This window comes from Dysosmobacter sp. HCP28S3_G4 (assembly GCF_052065175.1).
Lineage (GTDB): Bacteria > Bacillota > Clostridia > Oscillospirales > Oscillospiraceae > Oscillibacter.
In genome coordinates, this window is the sequence record NZ_JBQHUP010000102.1 from 1 (window position 1) to 1365 (window position 1365).

Here is a 1365-nt window from a genome sequence, read left to right on the forward strand (position 1 = left end):
CTACCGGGAGTGGGCGGCCAACCACCGGCAGAGCGCCGCTTAGCACGCGCATATTGTCAGCATTTCAGATTTTGGGTGTCTTCCGACTGCACATTTCTTGACATTTCCAAATCTGATCCAGATCCGGCAGACCTGGAACTATGTGCCGGCGCAGAAGTGCTATGTGGACACGCCAAAGAGCCGCAAGAGCAAGCGGCCGCTCAAGATATCCCAGACAGCCATAAGCCTGCTGCTGGAGTATAAGGCCTGGCAGGAGCACCAGCGTGAGATACTGGGCGACGCCTGGATAGGGGATGGAGACCGGATCTTTACGGCCGAGGACGGCGGTCCGGTATTTCCGGACGCGCTGACGCATTGGTTCCATTCCTTCGTCCGCCGAGAACCCATTCCGGCGGACGTGCATCTCCACTCGCTGCGGCATACCTACGCCAGCTTGCAGATCGCAGAGGGGATCCCGCTGATCGTTGTGTCTCATAATTTAGGGCATGCCCAAGCCAGCACCACCAGCAACATCTACGCCCATGTGATTGCCTCCGCAGAGGCAAAAGCAGCGACCGTGATGGATCGATTTGCAGATGTCGTCCCATCCTGTGGCACTAAAGTGTCACTAAACGGCGATAGTGACACAACAACCAAATAAAATAAAAAATCCTGTAACCATTGCAGTTACAGGATTTTTTATGGAGCTGCTGACCAGATTTGAACTGGTGACCTCATCCTTACCAAGGATGCGCTCTACCGACTGAGCTACAGCAGCAAATGGCGACCCGGAACGGGCTCGAACCGTCGACCTCTAGCGTGACAGGCTAGCGTTCTAACCAACTGAACTACCGGGCCATATCGCCTGAATTCGCGCTTTAGTATTATAGCACATACAACTGGCGTTGTAAAGACTTTTATGGCAGGGGCAGAAAGATTCGAACTCTCGACACGCGGTTTTGGAGACCGCTGCTCTACCAGCTGAGCTATACCCCTATCTCGCTTGCGGGAAGTCCGTCCGGCGAAACCATACTGGTGGGCCTTCAGGGACTCGAACCCGGGACCAACCGGTTATGAGCCGGCCGCTCTAACCAACTGAGCTAAAGGCCCGTCCTGCGCTTTTAGAGAGAAAGATTGCCGCCACCCTGTGGCGGCAATCCTCTCATGGCTCCCCCTGTTGGGCTCGAACCAACAACCCCGCGGTTAACAGCCGCGTGCTCTACCATTGAGCTAAGGAGGAATATCGCAGGCCCCGGCTCTATTGAACCAAGACCTGTGTTGGCGCTACCTATTTTACCGGGCCGTCACCAGCCAAGTATCGTCGGCAGAGATGAGCTTAACTACCGTGTTCGGAATGGGAACGGGTGGACCCTCATCCTAATCAGC

The 1365-nt window shown here is 55.3% G+C and carries 1 protein-coding gene, 5 tRNA genes and 1 rRNA gene; 1 reads left to right on the top strand and 6 read right to left on the bottom strand.

Annotated features, from left to right (window positions below):
- Positions 1 to 97 precede the first annotated feature (97 nt).
- On the top strand, positions 98 to 640 hold the full coding sequence (locus tag ACTNBU_RS12575; RefSeq protein ID WP_441034444.1) for a site-specific integrase: 543 nt from the start codon (positions 98 to 100) through the stop codon (positions 638 to 640).
- A 41-nt stretch (positions 641 to 681) separates the two neighbouring features.
- Here the strand turns inward: ACTNBU_RS12575 and ACTNBU_RS12580 are convergent.
- The 6 genes from ACTNBU_RS12580 to rrf form a co-directional block, all read right to left on the bottom strand.
- A tRNA-Thr gene (locus tag ACTNBU_RS12580) sits at positions 682 to 757 on the bottom strand.
- Between the two features lie 3 nt (positions 758 to 760).
- Positions 761 to 837 (bottom strand) — tRNA-Asp (locus ACTNBU_RS12585).
- A 62-nt stretch (positions 838 to 899) separates the two neighbouring features.
- Positions 900 to 975 (bottom strand) — tRNA-Trp (locus tag ACTNBU_RS12590).
- A gap of 37 nt (positions 976 to 1012) precedes the next feature.
- Positions 1013 to 1089: transfer RNA gene (locus ACTNBU_RS12595), tRNA-Ile, on the bottom strand.
- Positions 1090 to 1144: 55 nt separating this feature from the next.
- A tRNA-Asn gene (locus tag ACTNBU_RS12600) sits at positions 1145 to 1219 on the bottom strand.
- Positions 1220 to 1255: 36 nt separating this feature from the next.
- Positions 1256 to 1365 (bottom strand): 5S ribosomal RNA (gene rrf, locus ACTNBU_RS12605); the annotation flags it as partial.